Consider the following 17,891-nt stretch of genomic DNA (forward strand, 5'->3'; position numbering starts at 1 on the left):
TCACTCCTTCCGGCCGGGCCGCCGGACGTGCACCGACAGCGCGGGCGTCCGGGAGAGTCCCAGTCCGCGGACCGCGTGGGTGAGCACGGCGTCCAGGTCGGTTCGCACGTCGTCCAGTTCACGGAAGTGCGACACGGCGCGGACGTCCGCCCGCCTGCGGCGCACCCGCACCCGCGCCGACTGCACGCCGGCCACCTCCATGGCCCGGTCGCGCAACGCGCTCGCCGCGGCGTCCCGGTCCAGTCCGGCGCGTACGTCGCAGCATCGGGAGCACGTGCCTGAGGCCCGGCGTGGCCGCCAGGAGCAGCAGCCAGAGCCCGAGGGCGGCGGCGACCCCGGCCCCGACGAGCACCCAGATGTCGTCGAGGGGCCGGTCGGCGAGCTGCCGGGCCAGCTCCCGGCGCCAGCTCATGACGGGCCGGTCGGCGCGCACGGAGGCGATGTCGTACAGGAACAGTCCGGCGAGTCCCAGGAGCAGCAGGGCGACGATGCCCGCCGGGATGCGGCGTGCCGACCAGAAGCGGCTTTCGCGGCCGCCCTCGTCGTCGGGTACGGGCGGCGTTCCGTCCTCGGCCGCCGGCGCGGACCGGTCGGGTCCGGTGCCGGTCTGCGACGTGTCGAGGACCGGCAGGCGCTGTGTGGTGCCCTCGGGCTCGGACGGTTCGGTGCCCCGGGGTTCGCTCATCGCGTCCTCCCCTGTACCGCGCCGGGCCCGGCGACCAGGTGCAGCCGCTCCACCTGGACGACGACCTCCGGCACCTGCATTCCCACCAAGGTGCCCACCCGCTCGACGACTTGGCGACGCACCCGGCGGCAGCGCGCGCCGACGTCGCAGGGGTAGTCGAGCTCGACGTGGACACGGACGTGTGCGACGTCGTGGTGGACCGCGACGGTGGCGGACGGCCGGCCGGCGTCGGGCGGCAGCGTTCCGACGGCCTCGCGAGCCGCCTGGGAGGCGATCTTCGCGACGACCCGGTCGGCGATCCTGGTCGCGCCCCGCTCGCCCGGCGGGACGACGGCCAGGGGTCTGCCGAGCTCACCGGCCCCCGCGCTCACGGTCGTCACCGCCGCCGTTCACGGGGACGGAAGAAGTCGCCGAAGTCCATGTCCCCCTCCAGGAACCGGCCGACGACGAAGCCGACGGCGCCCAGCGCCGCCACCAGCAGGAAGGCGCCGAATCCGCCGAAGTACCCGGCGAATCCCAGTGCCATGCCGGCGATCATGCCGACGACGGCCATGTTCATGCTGCGCTCCTCAGCTCCTCATTCGCTGCGTTGTCCGGTGGCAGGTGCCTCACTGGATCCGGCGCTCCGGTTCCTCTTCCTCCTCATCCGGCAGCTTCACGTCGCTCACCGCGATGTTGACCTCGACGACCTCGAGGCCCGTCATCCGCTCGACGGCGGTGATGACGTTCTCCCGTACGTCCCGGGCCACATCGGCGATCGACACGCCGTATTCGACGACGATCTCCAGGTCGAGGGCGGCCTGCACCTCGCCGACCTCGACCTTCACACCACGCGACACCGACTTGGCGCCACCGGGCACGCGGTCGCGCACTGCTCCGAACGTGCGGGACAGACCGCTGCCCATGGCGTGCACGCCGTCCACATCGCGTGCGGCGAGCCCGGCGATCTTCTCCACGACGCCGTCCGCAATGGTCGTGCGCCCGCGAGAGCCGGGGTCTCCCCCGCCACTCTTGGTCAGCGGGCTCCGGCGTGCCGCCGCCGTCTCGGTCTCCCCGCCCCGGTTCTCGGTCATGTCAGTCATCGCCGTTCGTCCTTTTCGGTTGTCGTCCTGCGACCACCGTAAGCACGGTTGCGTGGTTACGCGCCTTTGATGCGGCAGGCTGGAGGAATGACGGCCGACCGGTGGACGCAGGCAGTGAGACATCAACTGGGCCTCGGCAGGCTCCTGCCGCTGGGTGACGCGCGGGACGGCGCGTGGATCGCCGAGCGGGCGGCCGAGGCGGTGTTGCGGCGCGCGGCAAGGGACGCACCGGGTGTGCGCCTCGAAGCGCTGCGTGTCGCGCTCGCCGATCCGGCGGACACCGGGAGCCCGGCCGTGCCGGCCCCGCCGAGCGCTCTGCCGCCCGGGCCGCTGCGGGTGACGGCGGAGTTCGCGGCCACGGCCTCGCAGCCGCTTCCGACGACGGCGTCCCTGCTGCGGGCGACGCTGGCGACGGCCGCGACGCAGCGGCTCGGTCTGACGGTGGCGGAGGTGGATCTGCGCGTGACGGGCCTGCTGGAGGAGGAGACGGAACCGCCCGGGCCCGCCGCGCCCCTCCCCGAGCCGCCGCGCGCCGCCCAGGCCGGGGGCGACGACGAGAGTCGCGTCGCCGCAACCGCGCTCAAGGTCCCGGGCGTGCTTCATCTGACCGGCGCGCTGGGCCACCCCGTGCACATCGAGGAGCTCCCCCGCGACGCCGCGCTGCCGCACCGCCACGTCCGGCTGGAACTCGCGGTGCGCGAGGACCACCGGGCCCGGGACGTGGCGCGCGAGGTCCGCACAGCGGTGCGGACGGCACTGCAGGACCACCCGACGGTGGCGGTCCTGGTGAGCGGGATCGGCTGAGGGGCGCGGGCACCGCGCGGCCGAGGGCCCCTGGGATGCCGGGAAGCGGACCGGCTCAGTCCCCGACGCCCGCGAGGTCCCGCAGACGGCGGGCCTGGGCCTGGCGTTCCGCGCCGCGCTGGTCCTCGTAGGTGCGCTCCTGCGCGCCGCGCAGCAGCGCCTTGGTCTCGATGACCGCGTCACGGGGGGCGGCGAGCACGGCCGACGCGAGGTCGCGGACCGTGTCGTCGAGCTGGTCGGCGGGCACGGCCACATTGGCCAGCCCGGTGTTCACGGCCTCCTCGGCCGTGACGAAGCGCCCGGTCACGCAGATCTCCAGCGCGCGGGCGTATCCGACGAGTCCCACCAGCGGATGCGTGCCCGTCAGGTCGGGCACGAGTCCGAGGCTGGTCTCGCGCATGGCGAACTGCACGTCGTCGGCGACGACGCGCAGGTCGCAGGCGAGGGCGAGCTGGAAGCCCGCCCCGATGGCGTGCCCCTGGACGGCGGCGACGGAGACGATGTCGCTGCGCCGCCACCAGGTGAACGCCTCCTGGTACTCGGCGATGGTCGCGTCCAGCTCGGCGTCGCTCCCACGCGCGAGGTCGATGAACGACGGTTCCCCGTCGAAGCCCTCGGGAGTGAACGCCTGCCGGTCGAGACCGGCCGAGAAGGACTTGCCCTCGGCCCGCAGCACCACGACGCGGACGGAGCCCGGCAGCTGCCGCCCGGCCTCGGTCAGCGCCCGCCACAGAGCGGGGCTCTGCGCGTTGCGCTTGGCCGGGTTGGTCAGCGTCACCGTGGCGATCGCGTCGTCGACGGTGAGCCGTACGCCGTCCTTGTCGAGTACGGGAACAAGGTCCTTGTCGGGCGAAGCCATGGGACGCCTCCGATGTGTGCGGTCGTCATCCGTGCCGCACGACGGCTTTCCCGCCGTAGCACGGCACAGCTAAGTGACTGCACAGTAACCACCCGGCCGATCAGCCGACCGACCGGGTGGCCACCATCGAAGCCGAGGGGCCACCCGGGGTCAGGCCGTGGCCTTTTTACCCCGTGTCGCCCCGCCACGCCCTCGCAGCGTGACGCCCGACTCACTGAGCATGCGGTGCACGAAGCCATACGAGCGGCCGGTCTCCTCGGCCAACGCCCGGATGCTCGCACCGGCGTCGTACTTCTTCTTCAGGTCTGCCGCGAGCTTGTCGCGCGCGGCGCCGGTCACCCGGCTGCCCTTCTTCAGAGTCTCGGCCACCCGTGCCTCCTCATGGGAAGTGCGCTCTGGTCTCCTCATGATCACCCCTCCGGGCCTTGATGGCCACCCATTCGGCAAGGTCCGTGAGACAAGGTTGTGACGACGGGAGTGCATCCCCACAAGTGGAATAAGAAATTCCGAAGAGCGACGTCCGTACGGCCGAACGGATCGCCACGGGAAATGCCAGGTCAGAAAGATGTCGCGGCCGAGCCCGGAAGAATCGGGGGCTCGGCCGCGAAATCGATGTAGGACACACCTCGGTACGAGGAGATCTCACACAGATGATGGATCACCGCTAGGCCGAATGATCCATACGCCGTTGATCACGCATTCGATCAAGCCAGGGCGACGAGGTCCGCGTAGTCGGCGCCCCACAGGTCCTCGACGCCGTCGGGCAGCAGGATGATCCGCTCCGGCTGGAGCGCCTCGACGGCGCCCTCGTCGTGCGTGACGAGGACGACCGCGCCCTTGTACGTGCGCAGCGCGCCGAGGATCTCCTCGCGGCTGGCCGGGTCGAGGTTGTTGGTCGGCTCGTCGAGGAGCAGCACGTTCGCCGAGGACACCACCAGGGTGGCGAGCGCCAGGCGGGTCTTCTCGCCACCGGAGAGGACCCCGGCGGGCTTGTCGACGTCGTCGCCGGAGAACAGGAACGAGCCGAGCACCTTGCGGACCTCGACGAGGTCCATGTCGGGCGCGGCGGAGCGCATGTTCTCCAGGACCGTGCGGTCGGGGTCGAGGGTCTCGTGCTCCTGCGCGTAGTAGCCGAGCTTCAGCCCGTGGCCGGGGACGACCGCGCCGGTGTCGGGCTGCTCGACGCCGCCCAGCAGCCGCAGCAGGGTGGTCTTGCCGGCGCCGTTGAGGCCGAGGATGACGACGCGGCTGCCCTTGTCGATCGCCAGGTCGACATCGGTGAAGATCTCCAGCGAGCCGTACGACTTGGACAGGCCCTCGGCCATCAGCGGGGTCTTGCCGCAGGGCGCGGGCTCCGGGAAGCGGAGCTTGGCGACCTTGTCGGACTGGCGTACCGCATCCAGGCCGGACAGCAGCTTGTCCGCGCGGCGGGCCATGTTCTGCGCGGCGACCGTCTTGGTGGCCTTGGCGCGCATCTTGTCGGCCTGCGAATGCAGCGCGGCGGCCTTCTTCTCGGCGTTGGCACGCTCGCGCTTGCGGCGCTTCTCGTCGGCCTCGCGCTGCTGCTGGTAGAGCTTCCAGCCCATGTTGTAGATGTCGATCTGGGCGCGGTTGGCGTCCAGGTAGAACACCTTGTTGACGACCGTCTCGACCAGGTCGACGTCGTGGGAGATCACGATGAAGCCGCCGCGGTAGGTCTTGAGGTAGTCGCGCAGCCAGACGATCGAGTCGGCGTCGAGGTGGTTGGTCGGCTCGTCGAGCAGCAGCGTGTCCGCGTCGGAGAACAGGATGCGGGCCAGCTCGATACGGCGGCGCTGACCGCCGGAGAGGGTGTGCAGGGGCTGGCCGAGCACCCGGTCGGGCAGGTTGAGCGCGGCGGCGATGGTGGCGGCCTCGGCCTCGGCGGCGTACCCGCCCTTGGTGAGGAACTCCGTCTCCTGGCGCTCGTACTGCTTGAGCGCCTTCTCGCGGGTGCTGCCCTGGCCGTTGGCGATGCGCTGTTCGTTCTCGCGCATCTTGCGGATCAGTACGTCCAGGCCGCGGGCGGAGAGGATACGGTCGCGGGCGAGGATGTCGAGGTCGCCGGTGCGGGGGTCCTGCGGGAGGTAGCCGACCTCGCCGGAGCGGGTGATGGTGCCGCCGGCGGGCATGCCCTGGCCGGCCAGGCACTTGGTGAGGGTGGTCTTCCCCGCGCCGTTGCGGCCGACGAGGCCGATGCGGTCGCCCTTGGCGACACGGAAGGTGGCGTTTTCGATGAGGACGCGGGCACCGGCGCGCAGCTCGATACCGGAGGCGGAGATCACGGACAGACTCCAGGGCGATACGGGGGGGCGGGATGGGCGGCTGAGGACGTTCCCGCCGTCTAATGCGCGAGGAGAAAGGCCATGGGGGACAGTCTAACGGGGCCGTGCAACCACTTTTTCTGCGTGCGGGTGTTCGGTTCGTCTCGCCGGGTCGTTGTCAGTGGTGGGTGCGAGACTGAGCAGCAGGACCGGATCATCGGATCTCCGGCGACCGAGCACAAGGGAGTGATCGGTATGGCAGGCACGTCCGGCGGGCGTCCGAGCATCTACCCGACGCTGCTGTACGCCGACGCGAAGGCGGCGATCCGGCAGCTCACGGAGGCCTTCGGCTTCACGGAGCTGTCGGTGTACGAGGGCGAGGACGGCGCGGTGATGCACGCCGAGCTGGTCCAGGGCAACGGCGCGGTGATGGTCGGCAGCAAGGGCCGGGGCGGCGTGTTCGACGCGGCCATGAAGGACGCGGGCACCACCGGGGTGTACGTCGTCGTGGACGACGTGGACGCACACCACCGCCGCGCCGTGGACCACGGCGCGGAGATCCTGATGCCCCCGACGGACCAGGACTACGGCTCGCGGGACTACATGGCCCGGGACCTCGAGGGCAATGTGTGGAGCTTCGGGACGTACGCGCCCGAGACAGCGGGCTGACGGCCCCAGCGGCGGGCGCGGGCTAGCTGCCTCCGGTGTGCACCTGGAACGCGGCCCGGCGCACGGCCTTGGCCAGGGCCGGGTCGGGGTGTGCCGCGGCGAGGGCGACCAGGACCTGCACGGTCCGCGGGTGGCCCACGGCCCGCACCTCGTCCAGCAGCATCGGGATGGTCGGCTGCACGGCGGACTCCAGGTGGCGGACGAGCAGCGGTGCCTCACCGTGGTCGGCGACGGCGGCGGCGGTGTCCACCCACAGCCAGGTCGCCTCCTCCCGGGTGAGCACCTCGTGGGCGTCCTCCGGGTCGGCCCCGTCGTGCTCGGCGAGCCACAGCAGCGCGTACGGCCTGAGCGTCGGCTCGTCCAGCACGGCGCGGACGTCCGGCTCGGCGGGGGCGCCGACCACGCGCAGCGCCTCGAAGGCGAGGCCGCGCAGCAGGGCGTCCTCGCCGCGGGCGGCGCCGAGGAGTTCGGTGACGGCGCTGCCGACGGTTCGGGCGGCGAGCCAGGCCCGGTACTCGGCGCGGGCCGCGTTCGGGCGCAGCTGGGCGCAGCCGCGGAGCATGTCCTCGGCGGCCTGCTCGATGTTCCCGGCGGGGCTCTGCGCGGCGACGCAGATCTGCTCCAGCTTGACCCAGACGGCCCAGCTGCCGAGCGGGGTGAGCGTGGCCTGGCCGTCGCCGTAGGTGAGGGCGCCGACGGAGGCTAGGGCGCGCAGGGCCCAGTCGAGGAGCGGGGCGAGCGGGGCGTCGGTGGGCTCCGGTTCGGCCGGCGGCTCGGGCTGCGGGCCGTAGGGGATCTCGCAGCGTGCCGTGCGCAGCTCGGTGACGCGCTGCTCCAGGAGGTCGAGGAGCTGCTCGACGGGGACGGGACCGGCGGACAGCTGCAGGAACGAGAGCACCTGCGGCATGGCCGAGACGACCTCGGCGACGGCGGCGGGCTCGTGGTCCTCGGGTTCCGGACAGGCGAGCGACCAGGCGTCGAAGAGGGCGACCCAGCCGCGCAGTACGGCGCTGTCGTCGCGGTCCCAGGCACGCAGCCGCCAGCCGGGGCGGGCGCTGTCGCCGTGCACCTCGACGAGACCGGCGAGCCGGGCGGTGTCCCAGTCGGCTCTGACCTGATCCGCGGTCAGGCCCAGCTCGAGGGCGGCCCGTTCGGCGGTCGCCGCGGAGAGGGTGGCCTTGCCGTCGGCGGTGGCGCTGCCCCGGCCGGGGCCGAGCTCGGTGTCGGCCCAGCGGGCGACGCGGGCCGCGTCGGCGAGACCTGAGCGTGCCATTCTGGCCAGCTCCGCCGGTGCCGGGGTGCCCTCCGGGGGACGCGGTGCGGGTCGGCGCGAGCGCCGCTGGTTCATCGCTCTGGGGGCGGCGGCCAGGGGTCGCGGGCGGACGAGTCGAAGCCTGGAGTCGCGCGGGATACGGGACGTCACGGGGGCAGTCTTCCGGTTGACGGTCCGAAAACCCAAACGGAATGTCACGACGGGCGACGGGGATGGCCAACGCACGGGGTCCCGTGAGTGGTCGAGGGCCGCGAACAGGCCAGTGGTACGACGCTAAACGGAATCCTCACGACCGGTCGATAGGGGGCGGGGCGGGGCGTGGTTGCGACGGGGCGAAGGGGGCGTGAACGGGGGGTGTGTCAGGCCCGGGGGTCACATGAGAGGTGTCAGGAAGCGCCGCAGCGCCTCCTCGTAGGTCTGCGGGTCGGCGTTCCACATCGCTCCGTGGGGCGCGTTGCCGACGGTGCGGAGGGCGACCATGTCGGGGCGGGCGTCGGCGAGCCGGCGGGAGAGCTGCCAGGGGGCCACCGTGTCGTCCGGTCCGTGGAAGACGAGCGCCGGGGTCCGGAGGCCCTCGGAGGGTGCCGTGCCCGGGACGCGGTCGCCGTACATGCCGGTGCGGCCCTGTGCGGCGCGGACCGCCAGGGGCAGCAGCGCGCCCGGGGTGCGGCGGGCCGCGGCGAGGGCGCGCAGGGTGGTCTCCCAGCTGAGCACCGGGGAGTCCAGGACGAGCCCGGCGACGCGGTCGCGCAGCCCCGAGTGCGCGGCGGCGCGCAGGGCCATGGTGGCGCCGGTGGACCAGCCGTGCAGGACGACCTGCCGGGCGCCGTAGCGCACGGCGTAGCGGATCGCCGCGTCGAGGTCGCGCCACTCGGTCTCGCCGAGGTGGTTCAGGCCGTCGGGCGGGCGGGGTGCGCCCAGGTCGCCGCGGTAGGCGAGGGCGAGCACCGGGAAGCGGTTGCGGTGCAGGAACCCCATGACGTTCATGGCGAGTTCCCGGGTGGTGCCCAGGCCGTGCACGGCGATCACCCAGGTGTCCCGGGCACCGGGCACGAACCACGCGGGCAGGGCGCCGAGTTCGCCGGGGATGTCGATGTCGGCGTGTTCGAGGCCGAGGGCGGCGCTCGGGTCGCCGACGTACACGTTCGGGGTGAGCCAGACCCTGTCGCCGGGTTGGAGGGTGCCGTGCGTGACCCGCTCCAGGCGGCGTACGACGGTGTCGGCGGGGTGCGGGGTGTTGGCCAGGACGGGGCCGACGACCGCGTGGGAGCCGTTGCCGGACAGCCCGTAGCGGCCGGGCCGCAGGGCGGCCAGGTCCCGGGTGAGGCTGATCTGCCCCGCGGCGGTGCCGTGCACGGTGAGCCGGGGTTCGGTGGGCAGGGGCCGGCCGGGAGGCGCCTTGAGCGCGGCGTCACTGGCGAACCGCCCGGCGGCCACGGCGGCGGCGCCGACTCCGATCACGGCGGTGACGGCAGCGGCCGTCGCTCTGACAGTGCGCACGGCTCCAGTGTCCTGGCGGACCGGGCGAGCGACCAGTGGGAGGCAGCGGCGGGATTACGGGGCCGGGGTGGGGCAGGGACGAAGGTGGGGCGGGACGGGGGTGGGGCGGGGTGCGGATAGTCGGCCGGGAAGCCCCGGGTACATCTCGGCGCGTAGAGCATGCGAGCGCGCCCGGGGATCAGGCGGCTGTGCCTGGAGGGCGGGCGGGTGCGGGCGGGTGACGGGGCATCGGGGGGCTGCGCCTAGAAGGCAGGCGGGCGCGGGCAGACGCCGGGACATCGGGGGGCTGCACCTGGCGGGCGGGCGGGCGCGGGCGGGCGCCGGGGCCGTGGCTGCGCCCGGAGGGCAGGGTGCCCGTGTCGGCGGCATGACGGCTGCGCCCGGAGGGGGGCGAGGATCTCCCGCACACCATGGGTCTTCGTACTCACGGGGCGGCGGCGCGAGCCACGTGCGACGCGGCGGGCGCGCCCCGGGGTGACGCGAGAGTCAGCGGCGCCACCCCTGCCCCCGGAAGTAGGACGGCGGCACCCCGCACACCACGACCTTCGCACCCACAAGGCGGCGGCGCGAACAACGGGGCGTGCGCGGCACCCGGGAGGACGCGAGGGCCGGCGACGTCGATGGTCGGCGGGTGGCCTCCCCGGCCGGTGGGGCGAGGCAGCCAGGACCGGCGAGTCAGGACCGGCGGTAGGGCCGGCCGCCCCGGCGGCACCGGGGCGTCCAGGGCGGAAGGTCAGCGGCGTTGGCCGTAGCCGCGCAGCTGTTCCTGCACCTCCGCCAACTGCTCCCCGGACAGCAGGCTCGGGGACAGGCCCGGTACCGATGCGGCGGTCAGCCACAGGCGGCACATCCATTCCAGCTGGGCGGTGCGGTCGTAGGCCTGGTCCAGTGACGTGCCGTGGGTGATGGTGCCGTGGTTCTGGAGGAGGCAGCCGGAGCGGTCGGCGAGGGCGCGGAGCATGTTCTCGGCCAACTCGTCGGTGCCGTATGTGGCATACGGGGCAACCCGGACGGGTCCGCCCAGCGCGGCGGCCATGTAGTGGATCAGCGGCAGCTCGCTCACGAGCGTCGAGACGGCCGTCGCGTGCACGGCGTGGGTGTGGACGACGGCACGGGCGCCGGTCGTGCGGTAGACCGCGAGGTGCATGGGCAGCTCGCTGGTCGGGACGAGCGTGCCGAGGACCTGCCGGCCGTCGAGGCCGACGCCGGTCACGTCCTCCGGCCTCAGCCGGTCGTAGGGGACGCCCGACGGCGTGACCAGGACCGTGTCCCCGACGCGCACCGAGACGTTCCCGGACGTGCCGACGACGAGTCCGTCGGAGACGGTCCGGCAGGCCGTCGTGACGAGTTCCTCCCAGGCGCTCGCCTCCTCGGGGCGCACACCCCTCCGCCGCGACTCCCCCACATCCTGTCCGCCACCCCGGACGTCCCCCGCGCCCCGCCCGTCGCCTCGCTGCTCAGCCATGCGGCGATCCTGCCAGGCAGGCTCTCAACGCGCCGCCGGGCGGGGGCACTTTAGGCCGGAGTCCGAGCATCCGTAAGGGCACATACCGGCACATACACCGCACAGATCCCTCTTGGCCGGAGATCTTCGGGCATTCAACGATCTTCCAGTACTCTCTGGTGGATTTGCCGTGCACGTCGCCATTCCGGGGGGAAACATGGCCCGTGACCACACACCGTCCCGACACCGCGGCCGCCGGCTCGCCGCGTACGCGGCGGCACTCGCACTGGGAGGCATCGCCCTGGCCGAGGCTCCGGCCTCGGGGGCGAGCCGCCCGAAGGGACACGACGTCTCGTCGCACCAGAAGAACGTCGACTGGCAGAGCGCGAAGGCGAAGGGCGCCAGGTTCGTCTACGTCAAGGCGACCGAGTCCACCACCTACCGCAACCCCTACTTCGGCCAGCAGTACAACGGCTCGCGCAAGGCGGGTCTGATCCGCGGCGCCTACCACTTCGCACTGCCCAACAGGTCGTCGGGCCAGGCGCAGGCGGCGCACTTCGTGAGCAACGGCGGCGGCTGGACCGCGGACGGCTGGACGCTGCCGCCCGCGCTCGACATCGAATACAACCCGTACGACAAGAAGCGCAAGTGCTACGGCCTGAGCAAGGCGAGGATGGTCGGCTGGATCAAGTCGTTCAGCGACGAGGTCAAGCGGCTCACCGGCCGCCGCCCGGTGATCTACACGACCACCCACTGGTGGAACACGTGCACGGGCAACAGCCGCGCCTTCGCCGCCGACCATCCGTTGTGGATCGCCCGCTACAACGCCGCGAGCGCGGGCACGCTGCCGGCCGGCTGGACCTCGTGGACGTTCTGGCAGTACGACAACGGCTCCGGAAGCCTGCCGGGTGACCAAAATCTCTTCAACGGGTCACTCGATCGACTGAAACGGTTCGCGCGCGGGGCCTAGCCCTTGGGGGCGCGGGGAGCCTGGCAGCAGGGCGGAACGGCAACCCTCGATCGCGGACACCCCCGCGCCCCTCCCAGTTCATCTTCCGTTCACTCAGGTTACCTACGTTCGTCCGGCCAACGACCTCGAACGATTGCCTGGGTAAATGGAAAGCTTCTCGCTGATCCTCGCGATTGTGGTGGTAACCGCACTCGCGTTCGATTTCACGAACGGTTTCCACGACACCGCGAACGCGATGGCCACGACCATTTCCACGGGCGCCATGAGACCCAAGGTCGCAGTGGCCATGTCCGCGGTCCTGAACCTGGTCGGCGCCTTCCTGTCCGTGGAAGTCGCCAACACGATCTCCAAAGGCCTCGTCGACGAGGCCGGCATCCGTCCCGAGGTCATCTTCGCCGCCCTGGTCGGCGCGATCCTCTGGAACCTGCTGACCTGGCTGGTCGGCCTGCCGTCCAGTTCCTCGCACGCCCTGATGGGCGGCCTGATCGGCGCCACGATCGCCTCGGCGGGCGTCGGCGCGGTGCACGGTGACGTCCTGGTCACCAAGGTGCTGATCCCGGCGATCGCCGCCCCGCTGGTCGCGGGCATCGCGGCGCTGCTCGCCACGCGGCTGACGTACTCCCTCGGCAAGAAGGCCGACGGCAAGGCCTCCGAGAAGGGCTACCGGGCCGGCCAGATCGCCTCCGCGGGCCTGGTCTCCCTGGCCCACGGCACCAACGACGCCCAGAAGACGATGGGTGTCATCACCCTCGCCCTGGTCGCCGGCGGCGCCGTCGCCCCGGACTCCGACCCGCCCATGTGGGTCATCCTCTCCGCGGGCATCGCGATCGCGCTCGGCACCTACCTGGGCGGCTGGCGCATCATCCGCACCATGGGCAAGGGCCTGACCGACCTCCGGCCGCAGCAGGGCTTCGCCGCCCAGACCAGCGCGGCGACGGTCATCCTGGCCTCCTCGCACCTCGGTTTCTCGCTCTCCACGACCCACTCCGTGTCCGGCTCCGTGATGGGCGCGGGCCTCGGCCGCAAGGGCGGCGTCGTCCGCTGGTCGACGGCGACGCGGATGTTCGTCGCGTGGGGGCTGACGCTTCCGGCGGCGGCCCTGGTGGCCGCGCTCGCCGAGTACGTCACCGGCTTCGGCAGCTGGGGCACCGCGGTGGTGGCCGTCTTCCTCGTGGCCTCCAGCGCGGCGATCTGGAAGATCTCGCGGCGTGAGGTCGTCGACCACACCAACGTCAACGACACCGACGAGTCGGAGCCGGCCGGTGTGGTGACCACGGCGATGGCCGCGGTGACGCCGCCGCCGGCGGGTGGCACCGCCACGGACGGGCCGACCGCGACGATACCGGCGCCGGCCTCGACCGAACGCGAGCCCTCGACCACGACCACCCCGGTCTGACCCCGCCCACTCGGTTACAAGGAGAACCTCTGCCATGAAGATCGACTGGGCGGCCCTCGGCTCCGTCTTCGGCGTCAGCCTCGTGGTCACCGTGGCCCTCGTGGGCCTGTTCACCCTCGGCATCACCGGTCTGTCCCGCCGCGAGCGGGCGGTGGCCGCGGGCGGGTCCGCGGGGCTTGCCGTGACGGGCGCGTACGCGTGCTTCGCGGCGTGTGCGGCGGCCGTTGGGTACGGGATCTATCTGATCGTGGCCTGATCGCCTGATCACGATCGCTTCTGCCGGGCGGTACGGGACTTCGTCCCGTACCGCCCGGTTGTCGTGTGCGGGGCTCAGGAGCACGGCGAGCCGGTGTCCGCGCCGGCGTCGGTGAGGATGCGCTGCTCCGCCGGAGTGTAGGGGGCGGACCAGTTGCGGCAGAGGGCTTTGATCCAGGCTTCGGGGGCCAGGGGGATGCGTACGACGTCGTTGGCCTGTTCCACGGTCATGTGGTCGGAGGTGAGACGGATGTCGGGGGCGGCGGCATAACCGGGGACGTCGACGTACGGCTCGTCCGTGTCTTCCGCTCGCCAGACTTTCAAGGGGCTCTCGTCGGTCACCAGCGTTCCGTCGTCGGCCAGGGACTTCACGGAGATCTCGCCGTCGCTCTCGACGGTCCGTCCCATGGGCTCACCATCGGCCACCTTCCGGCGGACGACCGTTCTGGCGTCGCTCGGCGTCGCGATAAGAGAGCCGTTGGGGCTGAAGGCCAGCAGCTCCTCCTCGTGTCCAGAGCCCATGGTGAAGTCTCCGATCCGCCGCTTCTCCCCCGTGTCGACGTTCCAGAGGAAGACCCTTCCGTCGCTGTCCGCAACAGCCACCTCCGTTCGCCCGGGGCGCACTCCGAAGCCCATGCAGCTCCCGTTGCCACACGGGCGGGCCGCGATGGCCCGCTCCTCTCCCGACTCGACGTCGAAGACGATCAGCCGCTCCGCCGTGAGCACCACTGCCTCGCTGCCGTACAGGGGAGCGGCGAACACGACCGGGCTGGAGAACTTCTCGGTGAACTCGGCGGCGCCCCGAGCCGCCTCGCGTACCGACAGCCGTTCGTGCCCGCTGCTCCAGAGGACGAGGCGGCGGCTGTCCGCGGTGAAGAACAAGTTCGGTTCGACCACCCCCGTTCCCGTCCACTCATCGAGCACGAGGGGTTTCGCTGCCATCTCCTGGCCCCGGCGCGCCAGGATCAGCCACGGTTGGGGCACTCCGCCCAGGGTCTCCGGGCTGTCCAGCCGGGCGCGGCGGACTCCGTCGGCGCTTCTCGCATACGTTTCATCGCTTCCCCAGCCGCCTGCCATGGAGGGGAGGGGGAAGCGACTGTCCTCGGTCGTCCGCAGAACCAGCAGATCCGATCCCTGGGGCCGGAGGATGTACGGAGTCCCTTCCTTCCTGGTGATGACGGCGGCGGGCTGTACCGCCGCCGTAGCGAGGAGCCCGGCCGGCGCGCGGTAGCGCCTACCTGTCAGCAGCTCAGTCGCCCAGACCACGGCGTTGCCGTCGGAACCGCCGTGGTCCAGCGCGTAGCGCCCGGTGCTGTCGACGCCTTCCTGCCTGAATATCGGAACGGTAGGTGGGATGGTGCCGGAACCTGTGAGGGACTCCAGCGCGTAGCGCCCGTGCTTCCGGTCGACCATGACGCCGGAGCCACGTCCGACGAGGCCTGCGACCTTCCGGAGCGTGCGGAGTTCCTTCCCACTCGCCAGCCTTCGGACGGTGGCGACACCGGGGCCCTCCTCCCCTCCTGCCGTCATGTAGACGGCGTCCGTGCCGTCTCCGACCAGTGCGGCGTCCACCGGAGCCGCGCCGTGACGGGCCACGGTGACCGGCTGGCCCGTATCGCTCTGCCAGGCCTCGACCGACCAGTCGCGCCGGTCCGTCTCCTCCGTGCCGTCGCCGTAGGCGGCCAGCCTCAGCAGGCGCTCGCCGCCGTCCGAGAAGTCGAGCGCGGCCGTAGGAGGCAGGGGTTCGGCGTCCAGCGCCGGCCTGGTCCACAGATGTTCTCGCCGTGGCAGATCGTGGACCTGTACCGAGCCGTCGTCCCAGGCCACGGCCAGCAGCCGCCCGTCGTCGCTGAGTTCGGCCATGGACACGACGCCGTGCGGTCGTCCGGGCACCTTCCAGGATCGTGCCCTGCCCTCAGGGATCCCCGTCCACACCCGGACGAACGAGGTGTTCCCCCTCCCCGTGGACACGGTCACCACGGTCGAGCCGTCCGCGGTCGTGTCGAGGCTCTGGATCTGTTCGTCCCTCGGACCCGCGACTCCGGCGACCACGGACGAACCCCGCAAGTAGGCCTCCAGCAACGCCTGCCGGGCCTCCCTGCCCCGTGCGTTGTACCAGGCGGCCATGGCCATCCGTACGGACGCCACGGGGTGGGTCCCGGCGAGGCGGCCGGCCTCCTCCGCCAGCGTGCGCGACGCGATCGTCCGCCCCCGGGTCTCCAGCGCGTTCCCCCTGCGCCACGACTCCACCGCCAGTCCTCCCGCGAGCAGGGCCAGAACGACGAGTACGGAGGCCGCCAACCGCCACCGGTGCAGCGCTCGTTGCTGATGGCGGCGGCTCAGGTCGACGTAGGCACGCTCGGACGGTGTGATGTCCTCCCCGTGCCTCGGGTCCGCCAACTGCTCCAGTGACGTCGCCAGCATCGTGCCGCGCAGGAGCGCGCCGGTCTCCTCCCCCGTGGCCTTCCAGTCGTCCATGGCCTGGCGGAGGCGTTCCTGCCACTGGCGGAAGTCGCGGGAGTCCTCCAGCCAGGCGCGCAGACGGGGCCAGGCGCGTACCAGTTCCTCGTGGGCCAGGTCGACCAGCGGCTCGCCGTCCGGGCCGTGGGTGATGCGGACGAAGCGGGTGCGGGTGGCCAGGGCTTCCGCGACGGAGCGGATCTCCGACGGCAGATGGGTCAGGCGGGCCGGCTTGCGGGTGAAGCCGCCGCTGTCGTCCGGGCGGGCCAGTTGGACGAAGAGGCGGCGGACCGGGGCCTCGCCGTGTTCCGCGATGACCTCGCCGACGCGCTTCTCGGCGTGGGTGGACAGGGCACCGCTCACTCCGCCGAGGACCTCGTAGCCGGTGTGGGTCAGACGTACGCCGCCCTGGAGGGACCAGAGTTCGGTGAGGGCGAACTCGACCATCGGCAGGTGGCCGGGCTCGTCCTGGGCGTCGTCGACGATGCGCTGGGCGAGGCCGGGGTCGAGGGTGAGGCCGGGTACGCGGGAGGCCGGACCCTCGACCGCGCGCAGCAGGCCCGCACGGCCCAGCGGTGCGACGACCTGGGCGCAGTCGCTGAGGACGTGGGCGGTGGCGGGTTCCGCGAGGTCGTCGAGGCAGGCGGAGCGCAGGGTCGCGAGGACGCGCAGCCGTTTGTCCTCGGCGGGGACCGAGGAGAGGGCGATCAGTAGGGCCAGCAGGGAACGGGCGGTGGCCGGTTCGCCGGCCACGATCTCCTCCAGCTGGTTGAGGAAGAAGACGTGGCCGCGTGGGCCGCAGTGGTGCAGCAGGCGCAGGCCGAGTGCGGGGGCCGCCCCGGTGTCGAGCAGGTCCGCGAGTTCCTGGGCGGTGCGCTCCTGGATGGCGACACCCTGGTCCGGTTCCAGCAGCGGCGCCAGTGCTCGCGCCAGGGTCAGTGCGGCGGGTGTGCCGGGCAGCGGGCGGATCTCCGAGACCGTGTGGCCGTCGGCGCGCAGGCGTGGGAGCGCCCCGGCACGCACGAGTGACGTCTTGCCGCTGCCGGACGGGCCGACCACCGGCACGACGACGTGCCGGTCCACCGCCTCCAGCAGTCGTTCCGTCTCCTTCTCCCGGCCGAAGAAGTGCTCGGCGTCCTCCTCCCGGAAGGCGTCGAGGCCTCGGTAGGGGCAGCGGCGCAGGCCCGGCTGGAGGTCCAGCAGCGTTGCCGCGGGGATCAGGTACGAGGTGGCCGCCGTACGGCCGCGGTCGGTCGCGACCGTCATGCCGATCACGGCACCGAGTTCCTCGTCCCAGACGGGGGCTCCGCTGCACCCCGGGGAGATGTGGTGCGCGGTGCCGTCCGCCTCCATGGAGATCCAGCCCTGTCCGACGGCGCCGAGCAGCCGCCCGCCGATCCAGGCGCCGTGTTCGGCCGAGGCCGGGAAGGCCAGGATGCGGAAGCGGTGCTCCCAGACGTCGCCGGCGCCTGCCAGGGGGACGGGAGGCGTGTCCGCGACGGCGGCGTGTTCGGGCAGCCGCAGCAGTGCGATGTCGCCCGTTCCGTCGGCGGCCAGCGGCAGCCAGGCCGACACCGAGGTCTCGAAGGCGGCGCTGCCCCGGTGGAGCGGGAACTCGACGGTCACGGGGCTCGTCGGCGGGGATTCGGCCCGTGCGTCGGTGCGCAGGGCCTGCGCGACGACATGGGCGCAGGTGGCCACCGTGCCGGGGGCGAGCAGGAATCCGGAGCCGACGGGAGCGCCGTCGGCGGACCGTACCCGGACCACCGCGGAGCCGAGCCCCTCCGGGCACCGTGCGCCGGTCACCTCGGCGGCCCCGGGCGGCGGCCGGTGACGTCCACCGGCACTCAACTGGGTGTCGTAGCGCACTGGTCCCGTCCTTTCCGCAGGCCTGCATCCCGTGCGAGGTATTGGAGGGTGTGCGCCGGGCCCCCGCAAGCGGGTCGCCGGAACGTGCCCCGCACAGGGGAATTCGCCCCGACCCGTCCCACGGGCACGGGGCTCCGTGCTAGCGGTGTGGGCTTCTCCACACTCTCCCCTCGCAGGTCAACGGCAAGTTGACGGCTGTTCCCGGCCGTGGTGGACTGCCGGGGCCAGTACGGCGGCAGGAGAGGAAGCCGGTGGAAGTCCGGCGCGGTCCCGCCACTGTCACCGGGGTAGCGATCCCCGGGAGCCAGGAACTCTCACCGCCGGTCCAGTCGAACCAGGGCGC

15 protein-coding genes, 1 pseudogene and 1 riboswitch are annotated in these 17,891 nt (G+C 72.4%); of the genes and pseudogenes, 5 read left to right on the top strand and 11 right to left on the bottom strand.

The genetic code is table 11. The features are described from left to right. The 4 genes and pseudogenes from PV963_RS10325 to PV963_RS10340 all read right to left on the bottom strand — a co-directional run bounded on the left by PV963_RS10325 (position 1) and on the right by PV963_RS10340 (position 1,767). Positions 1 to 685, bottom strand: a pseudogene (locus tag PV963_RS10325) (DUF6286 domain-containing protein). Then, a complete protein-coding gene (locus PV963_RS10330; RefSeq protein WP_274815346.1) occupies positions 682 to 1,065 on the bottom strand; it encodes a hypothetical protein in 384 nt (127 codons plus the stop codon). The pseudogene PV963_RS10325 and the gene PV963_RS10330 overlap by 4 nt, the downstream one beginning before the upstream one ends. Beyond that, positions 1,062 to 1,244, bottom strand: a complete 183-nt coding sequence (locus PV963_RS10335) for a hypothetical protein (RefSeq protein ID WP_086600572.1) — start codon at positions 1,242 to 1,244, stop codon at positions 1,062 to 1,064. Before PV963_RS10335 ends, PV963_RS10330 begins: the two co-directional genes overlap by 4 nt. Before the next feature lie 49 nt (positions 1,245 to 1,293). Next, positions 1,294 to 1,767: an Asp23/Gls24 family envelope stress response protein gene (locus PV963_RS10340; RefSeq protein WP_274815347.1), complete on the bottom strand. Its 474-nt coding sequence runs from the start codon at positions 1,765 to 1,767 to the stop codon at positions 1,294 to 1,296. Between the two features lie 87 nt (positions 1,768 to 1,854). On the opposite strand from PV963_RS10340, the gene PV963_RS10345 reads away from it, so the two are divergent. Continuing rightward, on the top strand, positions 1,855 to 2,571 hold the full coding sequence (locus PV963_RS10345; RefSeq protein ID WP_274815348.1) for a nucleopolyhedrovirus P10 family protein: 717 nt from the start codon (positions 1,855 to 1,857) through the stop codon (positions 2,569 to 2,571). 55 nt (positions 2,572 to 2,626) lie between these two features. On the opposite strand, the gene PV963_RS10350 is transcribed toward PV963_RS10345, so the two are convergent. The 3 genes from PV963_RS10350 to abc-f form a co-directional block, all read right to left on the bottom strand. Continuing rightward, positions 2,627 to 3,430 carry an enoyl-CoA hydratase/isomerase family protein gene (locus PV963_RS10350; protein WP_274815349.1) on the bottom strand — a complete coding sequence of 268 codons (804 nt, stop codon included), beginning with the start codon at positions 3,428 to 3,430 and terminating at the stop codon, positions 2,627 to 2,629. 150 nt (positions 3,431 to 3,580) lie between these two features. Continuing rightward, a complete protein-coding gene (locus PV963_RS10355) occupies positions 3,581 to 3,799 on the bottom strand; it encodes a helix-turn-helix domain-containing protein (RefSeq protein WP_010037790.1) in 219 nt (72 codons plus the stop codon). A 335-nt stretch (positions 3,800 to 4,134) separates the two neighbouring features. Further along, on the bottom strand, positions 4,135 to 5,733 hold the full coding sequence (gene abc-f, locus PV963_RS10360; protein WP_274815350.1) for a ribosomal protection-like ABC-F family protein: 1,599 nt from the start codon (positions 5,731 to 5,733) through the stop codon (positions 4,135 to 4,137). 234 nt (positions 5,734 to 5,967) lie between these two features. On the opposite strand from abc-f, the gene PV963_RS10365 reads away from it, so the two are divergent. Then, positions 5,968 to 6,381 (top strand): VOC family protein, encoded by a 414-nt coding sequence (locus PV963_RS10365; RefSeq protein WP_274815351.1) that lies wholly within the window; start codon positions 5,968 to 5,970, stop codon positions 6,379 to 6,381. Between the two features lie 22 nt (positions 6,382 to 6,403). Here PV963_RS10365 and PV963_RS10370 read toward each other — a convergent pair whose 3' ends face one another. The 3 genes from PV963_RS10370 to PV963_RS10380 form a co-directional block, all read right to left on the bottom strand. After that, positions 6,404 to 7,654: a hypothetical protein gene (locus tag PV963_RS10370; protein WP_274815352.1), complete on the bottom strand. Its 1,251-nt coding sequence runs from the start codon at positions 7,652 to 7,654 to the stop codon at positions 6,404 to 6,406. Between the two features lie 372 nt (positions 7,655 to 8,026). Then, positions 8,027 to 9,154 (bottom strand): alpha/beta hydrolase, encoded by a 1,128-nt coding sequence (locus PV963_RS10375; protein ID WP_274815353.1) that lies wholly within the window; start codon positions 9,152 to 9,154, stop codon positions 8,027 to 8,029. Positions 9,155 to 9,887: 733 nt separating this feature from the next. After that, on the bottom strand, positions 9,888 to 10,619 hold the full coding sequence (locus PV963_RS10380; RefSeq protein ID WP_274815354.1) for a class II aldolase/adducin family protein: 732 nt from the start codon (positions 10,617 to 10,619) through the stop codon (positions 9,888 to 9,890). Between the two features lie 196 nt (positions 10,620 to 10,815). Between PV963_RS10380 and PV963_RS10385 the strand changes: the two genes are divergently transcribed. The 3 genes from PV963_RS10385 to PV963_RS10395 all read left to right on the top strand — a co-directional run bounded on the left by PV963_RS10385 (position 10,816) and on the right by PV963_RS10395 (position 13,220). Next, entirely contained in the window at positions 10,816 to 11,568 is a 753-nt protein-coding gene (locus PV963_RS10385; RefSeq protein ID WP_274815355.1) for a lysozyme, read from the top strand. Positions 11,569 to 11,713: 145 nt separating this feature from the next. After that, on the top strand, positions 11,714 to 12,964 hold the full coding sequence (locus PV963_RS10390; RefSeq protein ID WP_274815356.1) for an inorganic phosphate transporter: 1,251 nt from the start codon (positions 11,714 to 11,716) through the stop codon (positions 12,962 to 12,964). Between the two features lie 34 nt (positions 12,965 to 12,998). Continuing rightward, the gene (locus PV963_RS10395; protein WP_086606028.1) at positions 12,999 to 13,220 is read left to right on the top strand and encodes a hypothetical protein; all 222 of its coding nucleotides are present in this window, start codon (positions 12,999 to 13,001) and stop codon (positions 13,218 to 13,220) included. A gap of 74 nt (positions 13,221 to 13,294) precedes the next feature. On the opposite strand, the gene PV963_RS10400 is transcribed toward PV963_RS10395, so the two are convergent. Continuing rightward, positions 13,295 to 17,548 (bottom strand): trypsin-like peptidase domain-containing protein, encoded by a 4,254-nt coding sequence (locus PV963_RS10400; protein WP_274815357.1) that lies wholly within the window; start codon positions 17,546 to 17,548, stop codon positions 13,295 to 13,297. A 194-nt stretch (positions 17,549 to 17,742) separates the two neighbouring features. Beyond that, positions 17,743 to 17,881: riboswitch (cobalamin riboswitch) on the top strand. Positions 17,882 to 17,891: the final 10 nt, after the last annotated feature.

Origin of the sequence: Streptomyces coeruleorubidus, from assembly GCF_028885415.1 — a bacterium.
GTDB lineage: Bacteria > Actinomycetota > Actinomycetes > Streptomycetales > Streptomycetaceae > Streptomyces > Streptomyces coeruleorubidus_A.

Bases quoted from the DNA above. Each gene is read 5' to 3' on its own strand.
- PV963_RS10340 (WP_274815347.1), bottom strand. From the start codon at position 1,767: ATGACTGACATGACCGAGAACCGGGGCGGGGAGACCGAGACGGCGGCG.
- PV963_RS10390 (WP_274815356.1), top strand. From the start codon at position 11,714: ATGGAAAGCTTCTCGCTGATCCTCGCGATTGTGGTGGTAACCGCACTC.
- PV963_RS10370 (WP_274815352.1), bottom strand. From the start codon at position 7,654: ATGGCACGCTCAGGTCTCGCCGACGCGGCCCGCGTCGCCCGCTGGGCC.
- PV963_RS10385 (WP_274815355.1), top strand. From the start codon at position 10,816: ATGGCCCGTGACCACACACCGTCCCGACACCGCGGCCGCCGGCTCGCC.
- PV963_RS10350 (WP_274815349.1), bottom strand. From the start codon at position 3,430: ATGGCTTCGCCCGACAAGGACCTTGTTCCCGTACTCGACAAGGACGGC.
- PV963_RS10335 (WP_086600572.1), bottom strand. From the start codon at position 1,244: ATGAACATGGCCGTCGTCGGCATGATCGCCGGCATGGCACTGGGATTC.
- PV963_RS10345 (WP_274815348.1), top strand. From the start codon at position 1,855: ATGACGGCCGACCGGTGGACGCAGGCAGTGAGACATCAACTGGGCCTC.
- PV963_RS10380 (WP_274815354.1), bottom strand. From the start codon at position 10,619: ATGGCTGAGCAGCGAGGCGACGGGCGGGGCGCGGGGGACGTCCGGGGT.
- PV963_RS10395 (WP_086606028.1), top strand. From the start codon at position 12,999: ATGAAGATCGACTGGGCGGCCCTCGGCTCCGTCTTCGGCGTCAGCCTC.
- PV963_RS10365 (WP_274815351.1), top strand. From the start codon at position 5,968: ATGGCAGGCACGTCCGGCGGGCGTCCGAGCATCTACCCGACGCTGCTG.